Below are 13175 nucleotides of genomic sequence, written 5' to 3' on the forward strand. Positions count from 1 at the left end.
TTCTTCAGAGATCTTATTTTAGCTATTTACAACTTTGATTTATTATTTTTTCATAGGCTTTCAGTGTTTCTGTAGCAGTTTTATTCCAACTAAGTGAGTTAGCCTTTTTGAAGCCTTTCTTAATCAAAGATTGTCTCAAATTTTTATCCAGTATACATTGTAGAATATTTTCTCCAAGTGAGGTTAAGTCATGAGGAGAAAATAAAATGGCACTATCTTCTAATATTTCTGGTATAGATGTAGCATTTGAAGCTATAACAGGGGTACCGCATGCCATTGCTTCTATCGGAGGAAGGCCAAACCCTTCATAAAAGGAGGGATATACTAGAAGTGAGGCACCATTATAAAGGTATGGCATGTGTTCCATAGGAATAAAGCCAGGAAAAATTATTTTATCAGCTATATTAAGATCTTCGGCGAGAGATTTATATATAGGATAAGATAACCCTTTAGTTCCTGCTATTACTACTTTCATATCTTTAGGAAGTTTATGTTTTATGGTACTAAAACATTCTATTAAACCACTAATGTTTTTTCTTGGACTGAAACCTCCAACATATAAAATGTAATTATCAGTTAAAGAATAATATTTTTTAAGAAGACATCTGCATATGTTTTTATCTATAGGTTTATAAATTTTTTCACTGGCAAGATATGTTACGTATATTTTTTCTTTAGGAAAATTAAAATCCCTTGAAATATCTTCTTTTGAAAAATTAGATACAGTAATAATACCAGCACATCTATCCACAATAGATTTCATTTCTTTATTAAATATATCTAAATATCTTTCTCCTACGGTTTCTGGTAAATGAAGTGGTATGGTGTCATGAAGTGTTATTACAAGGGGAATATGGCTTTCTTTAGGCAATCCAACACCATTTTGTGGAACATGATATATATTAAAAAATTTATTATTTAGTGTGGTGGGAGTCTTAACATTATCCCAAAAATTTAAGGAGTCATTATCTTTAATGCCCTCCATGATAAAGTTGGGATTAAAGTGGATATCTAAGTTCTCGTCTGATGTAAAAAGAGTGTAATTATTATTGGTATCTATGGCATTTAAACCTTTGATTAATTCATGAGTATATGTACCAATACCAGTACCTCTATACCATTTAGCAGCTCTTATATCTATTCCCACATGCATCTCAATTGCTCCTTTAAAAATTTATTATATACTAATGTATATTCTAAAAGTACATATAAATACATATAAATTATAGAGGGGGTGGTAACTATGATGAGAGAGTTTGAGATTGAACGTCAGTTTAATATTAAAATCGAGAGCATTAAACCAAATAAGGGAGTATATCAATTAAAAACTAACTCTGGAACTAGATGTTTGAAAAAAATAAGTTATGGAACTCAGAAACTATTTTTTGTTTATGGAGCTAAAGAGCACCTTTATGAGAAAGGGTTCTGCAATATTGATAGATATTATCTTAATACGGAAGGTAAACCTTATGCCTTAGTTAATGAAGATATCTATACTTTATCTGAATGGATTGATGGTAGAGAGTGTGATTTTTATAATGATGAAGATTTAGTTAAGGCAAGTCAATGTCTTGCAAATTTACACATTGCTTCAAAGGGATTTGAACCATCAGAGAATAGTAAATTGAAATCAGACTTAGGAAGATGGCCTCATTTAATGGAAAAGAGAATTAAATCCTTTGATAAAATGAAGGAAATGGTGAGGAAGAAGAAAAATCATAAAAGTGAATTTGACATTATTTATTTAAAATCCATGGATTATTATAAAGAACTTGGAAAAAAGGCATTAGAAACTCTTAATAGATCAAATTACTATGATTTATGTATAATAGCTGAGGAAGAAAAAAGTTTTTGTCATCATGATTTTACTTATCATAATATAATAATCAGTGAACAGGGGCAGGTTAATGTTATAGACTTTGACTATTGTAAGCGTGAAGTTAGGATTTATGATTTATCTAATTTTATGATAAAAGTTTTAAAGCGTAGACAATGGGATATTGACATAGCAAAATTGATTATAGATAGCTATAATGATATAGATCCATTAAGAGAAGATGAATATATGGTGCTCTATGGATTTTTAATGTTTCCTCAACGATATTGGAGGATATGTAATAGGTATTATTATAATGAAGTTAACTGGATACAAACGACCTTTAACAATAAAATGGAGGAGCTAATTGGGGAGAGAGAAAGCTTCGAAAGCTTTATGGCTAAGTTTAAAGAGCTATATAATTTACAGGCAACATAAATTCAGTAAAGCATAGGTTATGAATCTATATTCATAACCTATGTTTTTGTAAAAAAATGTAATGACCTCTGGGATAATTCCATTATGTGGAATCGCCCCAGGAGTCATTACATTTTTTTACATATTAATAAGCTAATTTAATTAAGTCAACTATTTCTTCTACTAAGGGTAGTCTTGGATTGGCTGTAGTACATTGATCCTCAAAGGCCTCGTCAGCTAGAGTATATATAATGGAGTTTAAATGTTCTTCTTTTACTCCACATTCTTTCAGTGATAGTGGCACGTTAATTTCAGTCATGAGATTTCTTATTGCTTCAACTAATTTATCTATTGCTTCTTCAGGAGTGGAATAGGTTAAACCTAAGTGTTTAGCTATTTCACAGAATTTTTCAGGAGCTTTATAGTAGTCATATTTTGGGAAAGCTACAAGTTTACTTGGATTAGAGCCGTTATATTTAATAACATGAGGGAGCATTATGGCATTAGCTCTTCCATGTGGAATGTGAAACTCTGATCCTAGCTTATGAGCGATACTATGATTTACGCCTAAGAAAGCATTTGTAAATGCCATACCAGCAATACAAGAAGCATTATGCATTTTTTCTCTTGCTAGTGCATTAGATCCATCTTTATAGGCTAAAGGCAAGTATTTAAATACTAATTCAATTGCTTTTAATGCTAGTCCATCGGTATAATCAGAAGCCATAACTGATACATAAGCCTCTATAGCATGAGTTAGTACATCCATTCCAGTATCTGCAGTAACAGATGGAGGAACAGTCATAACTAGTTCTGGATCTATAATAGCTATATCTGGAGTTAGCTCATAATCAGCCAGTGGATATTTTATATTATTAGTTTTGTCAGTAATAACAGCAAAGGCAGTTACCTCAGAACCAGTTCCAGAAGTGGTTGGTATAGCTACTAATTTAGCCTTTTTACCAAGTTTAGGAAATTTAAAAGCTCTTTTTCTAATATCCATAAATCTTAATTTTAGACCGTCAAACTCTACATCAGGGTTTTCATAGAAAAGCCACATTCCTTTAGCAGCATCCATAGCAGAACCGCCACCCAAGGCGATTACAACATCAGGTTCAAAGCTAACCATCTGAGCTGTTCCTTTCATTATGGTTTCAGTGGATGGATCAGGCTCCACATCTAAAAATACATTAATATCAAAATTAGCTTTCTTTAAATGGTGCATAACCTTAGATACATAACCTAGTTTGTCCATAAATTTATCCGTAACAATAAAGGCTTTTTTACCTTGAAGTTTTTCTAAATATTGAAGGCTACCTGGCTCAAAATAGATTCTTTCTGGTACTCTAAACCATTGCATATTAACTCTCCTCTTGGCTACTCTTTTAATGTTTATAAGATTTTGCGCACTAACGTTTTGAGTAGTAGAATTTCTGCCCATAGTTCCACAACCTAATGTTAAAGACGGAATATTTACATTATATATATCTCCAATAGCACCTTGGGAAGATGGAGAATTTACTATAATTCTTCCAACTTTAATCCTCTTAGAAAATTCTTCAATGACCTTATTGTCGGTGGTATGAAGTACAGCTGAATGTCCAAGCCCACCAAATGCAACCATTTCTTCACAACGCTTAATTCCAGATTCAGTGCTATCCGCAATGAACAATGAAAGTATAGGACTGAGTTTTTCTCTAGATAGTGGATAATCTGCGCCAATTCCTTCAAGTTCACATATTAGTATTCTAGTACCCTTGGGCACATTAATTCCTGCCATAGTAGCAATTTTTTCAGCACTTTGGCCCACTATTTCAGGATTCATAGCTTGGCGTTTTTCATCTATAGCCATAGCTTGTAGCTTGATAGTTTCCTCTGGATTTAGGAAGTAGCATCTATGATTTTTTAATAGGTTAATAGCTTCGTCACTGATTTCACTATCTATTATAACTGCTTGTTCTGAAGCGCATATAGTTCCATTATCAAAGGATTTTGATAATACTAAATCATTAATTGCTCTTTTCAAATTAGCAGTTTTTTCAATGTAACAAGGAACGTTACCAGCACCAACTCCCAATGCAGGTTTCCCAGTAGAGTAAGCGGATTTTACCATTCCAGCTCCACCAGTAGCTAAAATTAAATCTACACCACTATGGAACATGAGTTTTTGAGAAGAATCTATAGAAGGATTCTCAATCCATTGAATACAATATTTTGGAGCCCCAGCTTCTATAGCGGCATCTCTTAAAATTTTTGCAGTCTCTATACTGCATTTTTGAGCTCTTGGATGAAAGCTAAATATTATTGGATTTTTAGTTTTCATGGCAATTATGGTTTTAAAAATTGCGGTAGATGTTGGATTTGTGGTAGGGGTTATGCCTGCTATTACGCCAATAGGTTCAGCTACCTCTAAATAATCCTCTTCATCATTGTCATTTATTATTCCTACAGTTTTTAAATGTTTTATACTGTTATATACATATTCGGAAGCAAAAATATTTTTGGTAATTTTATCTTCGTATACTCCCATTTGAGTTTCTTCAACAGCCATTTTAGCTAGTTCACGATGCTTTGCTAAGGCTGCTATAGTTATTTTTTTAACAATATTGTCTATAGTTAATTGGGTTAATGGCTTAAAATTATCAAAAGCTTCTCTAGCATTAGCAACAAGTATGTCAATTTCATCTCTATTTAACATAGTGTCTTCCTTGGTTGATGATAATGGCTCTGTAACAATAGTATTATCTACTGTGATAGTTTTTGTTTTCATTTAAATATGCCCCCTTAATTAATTGTTAATAATTTAACTACATCACATCTATATTATATTTAGGGAAAGATAAAAAAGCAATAGATAATAGTGAAAATATTTCAACTATTGAAAATATTTTATTTGAAAGTTAGTAAGAACTATATACTATTATCTTTACTCTGAGTTATCTATGGAAATTATTAGAAGAAAAAACTTAAGAAATAAATATTATTATCCTTACTTTGTATAAGTTAAGCTAGATATTTATGCATTGTAATAGAATCTATAACCTAACTTAAGCTACTCCGAAAAATTGATTTAATGATTATATGATTTAACAATTTAATGAAATCGACATAGTATGTAGTAGTAGCTATTTTAGGAGAGGATATTGTGAGAATAGGGGATAGAGTTGTAAGAAGATCCCATGAAAAGGACATTATTTTTAAAATCATAGATATTATTGAAGAAGAAGGTACTAAAAAATATATTTTAAAAGGATTAAACATAAGAATTGAAGCTGATTGTGATGAGGATGATCTAGAAATTGTAGGTGGAGAGGGTGTAGGAGAAAAGGATAAGGTATTTAATAAAAAAGTTAATACATGCATAAAAAAAGTTCTTTTGTCGAGATCAGGAAATAAATTTAGAGGAGAACATGCAAGAATATCAGATATAACTGTAAATAGAAAAGAAAAAAATATTCCCACTGTAGCGCAAAAGGAAATGTTTTTTGGAAGACCAGGGAAAATTCTTCATATAGACGGAGACCCTCAATATTTAGAAATATGTTTAAAAACATATAAACAGCTTTTAATTGAAGCAGTTGGAAAGGTAGTAGCTGAACATGAACAGCCTAAGGTGATACTTGATTTAGTTAAAGAAATCAATCCAGATATAGTAGTTATAACTGGTCATGATGGGATGGGCAAAGATGTTAGGGATTATATAAGCTTAGAGAGCTATAGAAATTCAAAATACTTTGTAGAAAGTGTATCTATACTTAGAAAATATAATTCTAATTATGATGACTTGGTAATATTTGCAGGAGCGTGTCAGTCAAATTATGAGGCTATATTGGATGCTGGCGCTAATTTTGCAAGCTCCCCCAATAGAGTTTTAATTCATTGCCTAGATCCAGTATTGCTATGTGAGAGAATAGCCTATACTAGTGTATCGAATATGGTGGGTATTGAAGATGCTATTGAAAACACAATTACAGGTATAAAAGGGGTAGGAGGATTACAGACAAGAGGAAAGTATAGAGAAGGATGTCCTAAGTCTCAGTATATTAGATAATAATATTATGATTATTCCACAAAAGCTAAAATGCATGTGAATTATGAAATTTCTTCTTCATGACTTGTATAGGAGTTTGAAACAGTAAATTAGATTAAGAAATTCTAATAGTTTCTTTACTTCTTATGCAAGTCATTACAGAGAAATTTCATAATTCTAGTATAGAAATACTTTTGTGGTCTAATCATATTATATATAAGTTGCAATTAAGCTTATATATTATACAAATAGGTTCTATTCAATAACTCATGTTTGCAATAAAGCATCAATATTATGATAGTGGGTAAAGATATGAGCATATATTAGAGATTCATAACCTTTTGAAACTTTAACACTTTAAAGTGTTGACAACTTATAGGAACTATAATATAATCACCATAAATTTAAAATTTATGGTGTTTTCTTATGTTCATTAATAATTTATCATTAATGAGGACCTTAACGCAATGACAAAAGGAGTAATTTAATTATGGAAAATAATTTACAAAAGAGATATGGGCTTCCTACTGCTATTGCAATGGTAGTGGGAATAGTTATCGGTAGTGGTGTATTTTTTAAGGCTGAAAAAATTCTTATTTCTACTGGGGGAAATCTCATTATCGGTATACTAGCCTGGATAATCGGGGGATTAATAATGGTATCCTGTGCTTATTCCTTCTCATTACTTGCAGCTAAGTATGAGAAATCAAATGGTATAGTAGACTATGCCGAAGCTGCTTTTGGAAAAACATATGGATATATTGTTGGATGGTTCATGGCTATAATTTATTATCCAACCATGACAGCTGTACTAGCTTGGTTATCTGCAAGATACACTTGTGTTTTGCTTAACTTTAAAGATCCTGTAACTGGTACTGAAGTATATGTTATTGCTGCTTTATATATGATTATAATTTATGCAATTAATGTCTTATCTCCGGTCTTAGCAGGAAAACTTCAAGTATCTACAACGGTTATAAAACTAATTCCACTATGTCTTGTAGTCATAGTTGGAGTTATAATGGGCCTTACTTCGGGACAAACTATAGAGAATTTTACTGCAGTAACAGTAGAGGTAACTGACAATCCAATATTTACATCGGTGGTTGCAGCTGCATTTGCATACGAAGGGTGGATTATAGCCACAAGTATAAATGCAGAGCTTAAAAATGCAAAGAGAAATCTACCTTTAGCTCTTTTAATTGGCACGATTACTATAGTTATTGTTTATGTTCTATATTTTATAGGTCTTGCAGGTGCCATGCCAACATCTGAATTCATGGGTGGCGGTGAAGGTGCAGTTAAGTTAGCCTTTAGTAAATTATTAGGTAATTTGGGGGGGAGCACATTATTTATATTCATTGTGATTTCTTGTCTTGGTACCTTAAATGGTCTAATACTTGGTTGTACCCGAGGAATTTATGCACTAGCTGTGAGAGATATGGGACCTAAACCTGAGATGTTTAAACAAGTTGATAGGGTAACAAATATGCCAACAAATTCATCTGTGATTGGATTACTTTTAACCTCAATGTGGTTAACTATTTGGTATGGAAATTTTGCAGGTTGGTGGACAACCTTCCTTGATATATCAGAGCTCCCAACAGTAACTATGTATGCACTATATATTCCAATATTCATTTGGACTATGAGAGCTATGAAGAACCTTAGTGGGTTCAAAAAAGTAATGCTTTCGATTTCTATAATTGGGTCAATATTTATGATTGTAGCTGCTTGCTATTCCCATAAATTTGCTGTGGTTATTTATCTTATAGTATTCTTTATTATAATGGCTGTAGGACTTTACCTTAAAGATTCAAAAGTTAAAGTTGCTAACAATGAAAATAATATAGAAGGTATATAATAATCTTTAATAACAATTATAAATAGAAAAGTACAGTAAACATACAGAGAAGGCGTGAATACTGTAATTTTGTAATCCTTAGGAGTCATTAAAGATAAATTGCTGTAATGAAAAAAATTTGTCAGAAAAAATATTATATTGACAAATCATAAAAAGATGTTATTCTGTTAATATATTAGAAATTAACAGAATAACAAAATAACAATACAGTGAAAAAGGAAAGTAATTATATTGTAGGTAAGTACAGAGAGGAAGAGTAGGTGAGAACTTCCGTTGCTGGTATAATGAAGTGCCCTTTGGAGTAGAAGAGCCGAAATGTTACAAAGTAGGATCTTAACGGTTCGCCGTTTATAGCGATCAGGTATCAAGATGTACCTTAAGATGTGAGTGGGATATTTATATCCAATTTAGAGTGGAACCGCGGAGTAATAGCTTCGTCTCTTAGTAATATAAGAGACGGGCTTTTTTTTATATTTAAATATAGAGTTATTAAAATTTTTAGCTAAAAATTAATATATAAAATTTATTAAACAAGAGAAAGGGAAAGGAAAATAAACCAATGAATATAGATTTAGGATTTATTTTTGAAAATATACCACTATATGGTGAGGCTATGTTGGTGACTTTAAATTTAGCCATTTGGGGAATTCTATTATCTTTGGTAATAGGACTTATTTGCAGCATAATCCTATATTATAAAGTTAATGTGTTAAAACAAATTGTGTACTGTTATGTTGAGTTATCAAGAAACACACCATTATTAATACAATTATTTTTCATATATTACGGCTTGACTAAATTAGGAATCACAATAAGTGGATATACGTGTGGAGTCATAGGATTAGCTTTTTTAGGCGGAAGCTATATGGAGGAGGCCTTTAGAGCAGGCTTTGAAGCAGTGCCAGATTCACAGCTAGAAGCTGCTAAAAGTTTAGGTCTTAGTAAGATAAAAACTATAAGATATATAGTTTTACCTCAAGCATTTTCAATATCAATACAGTCAATTGGAGCTAATTGCATATTTCTATTGAAAGAAACATCAGTGGTTGGAGCTATTGCAGTAGCTGATTTAATGTTTTTAGCCAAGGATTTAATAGGTATGTATTATAAAACAACAGAGGCATTAATTATGGTAGTAATAGCATATTTAATTATACTTTTACCTATGTCAATATTCTTTAGATATCTAGAAAGGAGGATGAGATATGCTCAGTTTGGGGTTTAGTGATGTTCTGAATAGTAATAATATAAGCAGACTTTTTGATGGATTATTAGTTACTGCTAAAATATCAATTATAGCAGTAATACTTTCAGTGTTTATTGGAATTATTATGGGGATTATAATGAATTCTAAAAACAAAATAATTAAAGCAATAACCTCTTTATATCTAGAAGCAGTTAGAATAATACCAATACTTGTATGGTTATTTATAGTTTATTTTGGAGTAAGCTCAGCTTTTAATATTAATTTGAATGGAGAATTCGTTTCAATACTTGTATTTACCCTTTGGGGTGTAGCTGAAATGGGAGATATAGTTAGAGGAGCTTTGATATCTATACCAAAGCATCAAGAAGAAGCCAGTATAACACTTGGGTTAACAAAGTTTCAAATGTATATGTATATATTGATTCCTCAAGCAGTGAGAAGAATGATTCCAGGAGCTATAAACTTAAGTACAAGGATTATAAAAACCACACCCTTAGTAATATTAGTTGGAGTAGTTGAAGTGGTAAAAGTAGGTCAGCAAATAATTGAGAGATCAGTGTTGAAGGATCCTATGGCCTCATTTTGGATTTATGGGTTCATATTTATTTTATATTTTATGATTTGTTATCCATTATCACTAGCTGCAAAGGGTTTAGAGAAAAAATGGAGCTACTAGCAAAGAGGTGGAAATGATTATGTTAAAAATTAGTAATTTGGTTAAGGAATATGATGATATAGAAGTACTTAAAAATATAAACCTAGAAATTGATAAAGGTGAAGTTCTAGTTATATTGGGACCTTCTGGTTGCGGAAAGAGTACATTATTAAGATGTATAAATGGGTTAGAAAAAATAAGTAAAGGAACAATTAGATTTGATAAATATGGACAAGTAGAAAAGGATGCAAAGTGGGAGGAAGTAAGACAACACATAGGAATGGTCTTTCAAAGTTATGAACTATTTCCACATATGAGTGTAATAGATAATATACTACTTGCACCAACTAAAGTTCAAAAAAGAGAGAAAACTGAAGTGCTGAAGCAAGCAGAGGAACTACTAACAAAGGTAGGACTATTAGAAAAAAAAGATGCATTTCCAAGGCAGTTATCAGGAGGACAAAAACAGAGAATTGCCATAGTGAGAGCATTATGCATGAATCCAGAAATTATGTTATTTGATGAAGTAACTGCAGCGTTAGATCCAGAAATGGTTAGAGAAGTTTTAGATGTGATACTTAGTCTTGCCAAATCAGGTATGACTATGGTTATCGTCACCCATGAAATGGATTTTGCAAGGGCAGTAGCAGATAGAATTATATTTATGGATAAGGGTGAAATCTGTGAAGAAGGTAATCCAGAAGACTTTTTTACCAATCCTAAAACTGAAAGGGCAAAAAATTTTCTTAATATATTTAAATACTAAAATTAGAGAATGAGGAGGAAGAAAATGAAAAAATTATTATCAATATTAATGAGCTTAGTATTAGTATCAGGGGTATTAGTAGGTTGCAATATTAATGGTAACTCCAAAGGAGACACAGCAAATAACGGAACAGGATCAATTGAACAGATTAAAAAAAATGGAATAATAAAGATTGGAGTATTTAGTGATAAACCACCATTTGGATATGTAGATGAAAATGGTGTAAGTCAAGGTTATGATGTTGAAATAGCAAAGAGATTGGCTAAGGATTTACTTGGTGATGAATCTAAGGTTGAATTTGTACTTGTTGAAGCAGCAAATAGAGTAGAATATCTACAATCAAATAAGGTTGATATTATATTAGCCAACTTTACAGTAACTGATGAGAGAAAAGAAAAAGTAGACTTTGCAAATCCTTATATGAAGATTGCATTAGGGATAGTATCACCGGATGGATCACCCATAACATCAGTGGATGAACTAAAAGGTAAAACACTAATAGTAAATAAGGGAACAACAGCAGAGGCTTATTTTACAAAGAATCATCCAGATATAAAACTATTAAAATATGAACATAATACAGAGGCGTTTGAAGCATTAAAAGACAATAGAGGTGCAGCTTTAGCACATGACAATACATTATTATTTGCTTGGGCAAGGGCAAATGAAGGATACTCAGTAAGTATATCATCGCTTGGAAATCAAGACACAATAGCCCCCGCTGTAAAAAAAGGCAATACAGAATTGGTAAATTGGATTAACGATGAAATAGCAGCCATGGGAAAAGATGGGTCAATAAGAGAAGCTTATAATAAGACATTATTACCAGCTTATGGAGATTCAGTAAAGGCAGAAGATATAATTATTGAAGAATAATATTTTAACAAGAGCCGGCAATTGAAGTAAAATAAAAATTTGGTATCAAAGATGAATCATCCCTCATATTATAGAATAGCTGAACAAAAAAGTTTATGGAGATAACTTTATAAAAGTTCAGTTTTATTTAATAATATGGGGGGATTAATTATTATGGAAGAACCCAAAAATAAACGCAGCAAAATTATTATAGGTATTATAATTTCTTTTGGATGTTTACTTATGATATATTTGGGGATATTTATATATTTTACAAATCATTTTTATCCAGGATCTATAATTAATGGCATTGATGTTTCAGGCAAAACTGTAGAGGAAGTAAATGAGTATATGGAAGATGATTTTGGCACGTATACACTAAAGTTAAAAGCGAGAGATGGTGGAAAAGAGAAAATTAGAGCAGTTGATATTGGTTTGAAATATAATTCACAGGATAAAATCCAAGACTTAAAACATAGTCAGAATCCATTTTTATGGATTTATGGACTTTTTAATGAAAGAGATTATAAGCTGTCCGAAATGGCTTCTTATGATGAAAAGTTATTAAAAGAAAATATTGATAATCTATCTTATTTCCATAGTAGTAATATAATTGAACCTGAAAATCCTAGCTTTGAATATACGAATGGTGGATATGTAATTGTAGAGAGAGTTAAAGGAAATAAAATCAATAAAGATATTTTATATAACCATGTGATAAATGCAATTCTTAATAAGGAAACCACCATAGATCTAGAGGCAATTAATTGTTATGAGAAACCGCAATATACTTCAGAGTCAAAAGAAATTATTCAAGTTAATAATACACTTAACAAATATGCATCTTCAATAATTACCTATACCTTTGGTAAAGATAAACAAGTTTTAGATGGTTCTACAATAAATACTTGGCTTAAGGTTAATGAAAACTTAGAAGTTATATTTGATAAAGAAAAAGTCAGAAATTATGTAGATGTAATGGCTAATAATTATGATACATTAAGTGACACAAGAGATTTTGTTACATCATTAGGCACCACAGTAAAAGTTAGCGATGGTGATTATGGCTGGCTCATTAATAGATCTAAAGAAGTGCAGGATCTAATTACAGCTATAAAGCAAGGTCAAGCTATAACAAAAGAACCAATATATACTCAAAGGGCGTTAAATCGAGATGGTAATGACATTGGAAATACTTATGTGGAGATTAATCTTACAAAACAATATTTATGGTTTTATAAAGATGGGGTTCTTATTGCAGAAGGAGATGTAGTTACTGGAAACGTAAGAAGTAATCATTCAACGCCAGCAGGCACTTATAAGTTAGCTTATAAACAAAAGAATGCAATTTTAAGAGGTGATGATTATGTTACACCAGTTAGCTTTTGGATGCCTTTTAATGGTGATATTGGTCTTCATGATGCAACCTGGAGAGGAAGCTTTGGAGGAAACATATATAAAACCAATGGTTCTCATGGTTGCATAAATGCACCTTATAATGTAGCAGAGGCAATATTTTATAATATTGAGTCTGGAATTCCAGTTATTTGTTATTTTTAATGGTT

Annotated in this window: 10 protein-coding genes and 1 other annotated feature; of the genes, 8 read left to right on the top strand and 2 right to left on the bottom strand. The window is 31.3% G+C overall.

Features of this window, described 5'->3' with window-relative positions:
* Positions 1 to 22 precede the first annotated feature (22 nt).
* A complete protein-coding gene (locus tag ACI48Q_RS13665) occupies positions 23 to 1153 on the bottom strand; it encodes a glycosyltransferase family 4 protein (RefSeq protein WP_474919672.1) in 1131 nt (376 codons plus the stop codon).
* A gap of 90 nt (positions 1154 to 1243) precedes the next feature.
* Between ACI48Q_RS13665 and ACI48Q_RS13670 the strand changes: the two genes are divergently transcribed.
* Positions 1244 to 2254, top strand: a complete 1011-nt coding sequence (locus ACI48Q_RS13670) for a CotS family spore coat protein (RefSeq protein WP_474919673.1) — start codon at positions 1244 to 1246, stop codon at positions 2252 to 2254.
* 124 nt (positions 2255 to 2378) lie between these two features.
* Here the strand turns inward: ACI48Q_RS13670 and adhE are convergent, their stop codons facing one another.
* Entirely contained in the window at positions 2379 to 5003 is a 2625-nt protein-coding gene (adhE, locus tag ACI48Q_RS13675; protein WP_474919674.1) for a bifunctional acetaldehyde-CoA/alcohol dehydrogenase, read from the bottom strand.
* Positions 5004 to 5378: 375 nt separating this feature from the next.
* On the opposite strand from adhE, the gene yabG reads away from it, so the two are divergent.
* The 7 genes from yabG to ACI48Q_RS13710 all read left to right on the top strand — a co-directional run bounded on the left by yabG (position 5379) and on the right by ACI48Q_RS13710 (position 13170).
* Positions 5379 to 6284 carry a sporulation peptidase YabG gene (gene yabG / locus ACI48Q_RS13680; RefSeq protein WP_474919675.1) on the top strand — a complete coding sequence of 302 codons (906 nt, stop codon included), beginning with the start codon at positions 5379 to 5381 and terminating at the stop codon, positions 6282 to 6284.
* Positions 6285 to 6753: 469 nt separating this feature from the next.
* On the top strand, positions 6754 to 8127 hold the full coding sequence (locus ACI48Q_RS13685; protein ID WP_474919676.1) for an APC family permease: 1374 nt from the start codon (positions 6754 to 6756) through the stop codon (positions 8125 to 8127).
* A gap of 200 nt (positions 8128 to 8327) precedes the next feature.
* Positions 8328 to 8572, top strand: a binding site (T-box leader).
* Positions 8573 to 8686: 114 nt separating this feature from the next.
* Positions 8687 to 9352: an amino acid ABC transporter permease gene (locus ACI48Q_RS13690; RefSeq protein WP_474919677.1), complete on the top strand. Its 666-nt coding sequence runs from the start codon at positions 8687 to 8689 to the stop codon at positions 9350 to 9352.
* On the top strand, positions 9333 to 10010 hold the full coding sequence (locus ACI48Q_RS13695) for an amino acid ABC transporter permease (protein ID WP_474919678.1): 678 nt from the start codon (positions 9333 to 9335) through the stop codon (positions 10008 to 10010). Before ACI48Q_RS13690 ends, ACI48Q_RS13695 begins: the two co-directional genes overlap by 20 nt.
* 19 nt (positions 10011 to 10029) lie before the next feature.
* Positions 10030 to 10755 carry an amino acid ABC transporter ATP-binding protein gene (locus ACI48Q_RS13700; protein ID WP_474919679.1) on the top strand — a complete coding sequence of 242 codons (726 nt, stop codon included), beginning with the start codon at positions 10030 to 10032 and terminating at the stop codon, positions 10753 to 10755.
* A 24-nt stretch (positions 10756 to 10779) separates the two neighbouring features.
* Positions 10780 to 11631, top strand: a complete 852-nt coding sequence (locus ACI48Q_RS13705; RefSeq protein WP_474919680.1) for a cysteine ABC transporter substrate-binding protein — start codon at positions 10780 to 10782, stop codon at positions 11629 to 11631.
* A gap of 153 nt (positions 11632 to 11784) precedes the next feature.
* A complete protein-coding gene (locus ACI48Q_RS13710) occupies positions 11785 to 13170 on the top strand; it encodes a peptidoglycan binding domain-containing protein (protein ID WP_474919681.1) in 1386 nt (461 codons plus the stop codon).
* Positions 13171 to 13175 lie beyond the last annotated feature (5 nt).

It is taken from the genome of Clostridium sp. LXY-7, from assembly GCF_056172015.1.

Coding starts and splice junctions, on each gene's coding strand:
- ACI48Q_RS13670 (WP_474919673.1), top strand. CDS start 1,244: ATGATGAGAGAGTTTGAGATTGAACGTCAGTTTAATATTAAAATCGAG.
- ACI48Q_RS13700 (WP_474919679.1), top strand. CDS start 10,030: ATGTTAAAAATTAGTAATTTGGTTAAGGAATATGATGATATAGAAGTA.
- ACI48Q_RS13690 (WP_474919677.1), top strand. CDS start 8,687: ATGAATATAGATTTAGGATTTATTTTTGAAAATATACCACTATATGGT.
- ACI48Q_RS13705 (WP_474919680.1), top strand. CDS start 10,780: ATGAAAAAATTATTATCAATATTAATGAGCTTAGTATTAGTATCAGGG.
- ACI48Q_RS13695 (WP_474919678.1), top strand. CDS start 9,333: ATGCTCAGTTTGGGGTTTAGTGATGTTCTGAATAGTAATAATATAAGC.
- adhE (WP_474919674.1), bottom strand. CDS start 5,003: ATGAAAACAAAAACTATCACAGTAGATAATACTATTGTTACAGAGCCA.
- ACI48Q_RS13685 (WP_474919676.1), top strand. CDS start 6,754: ATGGAAAATAATTTACAAAAGAGATATGGGCTTCCTACTGCTATTGCA.
- ACI48Q_RS13665 (WP_474919672.1), bottom strand. CDS start 1,153: ATGCATGTGGGAATAGATATAAGAGCTGCTAAATGGTATAGAGGTACT.
- ACI48Q_RS13710 (WP_474919681.1), top strand. CDS start 11,785: ATGGAAGAACCCAAAAATAAACGCAGCAAAATTATTATAGGTATTATA.